General features: G+C 38.6%; 2 protein-coding genes. Both read right to left on the reverse strand.

The genetic code is table 11. The features are described from left to right. A partial coding sequence (locus IDG60_RS21105; protein WP_206161157.1) for a flotillin-like FloA family protein occupies positions 1-400 on the reverse strand: 400 nt, incomplete at its 3' end. A gap of 17 nt (positions 401-417) precedes the next feature. Further along, a partial coding sequence (locus tag IDG60_RS21110; RefSeq protein ID WP_274611461.1) for an NfeD family protein occupies positions 418-596 on the reverse strand: 179 nt, incomplete at its 5' end.

Raw genomic sequence — 596 nt, forward strand, 5'->3', positions numbered from 1 at the left:
GTGTTTCAATGACTTTAGGATTAACAGACATTTGAACCGCTTCTAATACGTCACGTCCTGCAAGGTCAATTGCAGCAGCACGTTCGAAAGGAAGATCAATGTCAGCACGTTGTGCAGCAATATTAGCATCAACAACTCTGTCAACATTTCCTCCTGCTAGATAATGCGATTCTAATTGGTTTGTTGTTAATGCTAGTCCTGCTTTGTGCGCTTTAATTAATGGCGCTATAACTTTTCTTGGAGATACACGACGTAAACGCATACCAACCAATGTACCTATACCAACATGAACGCCAGCTGCTAACGCTGAAATCCACAAACCAATCGGTACAAATGAGAATAAAATAAGTAATGCAACTATTATAATAACTGCTATTACGATAAAACTTAAACTAAACATGGTATCGCTCCTTTTAATTAATCTACTTCCCTCACAACTACTCTTGTTCCTTCAACTTCAAGGATTTTCACCGTTTTATTGCGTAAAATAAAGTTGCCATCTGAAACAGCATCAATACGTTCATTTTCACAAAAAATAATCCCTGCAGGTCGAAGATCTGTAACTGTTTGAGCAGTCTTTCCTACGAGGTGCGAGC

Source organism: Staphylococcus sp. EG-SA-2 (assembly GCF_017152085.1).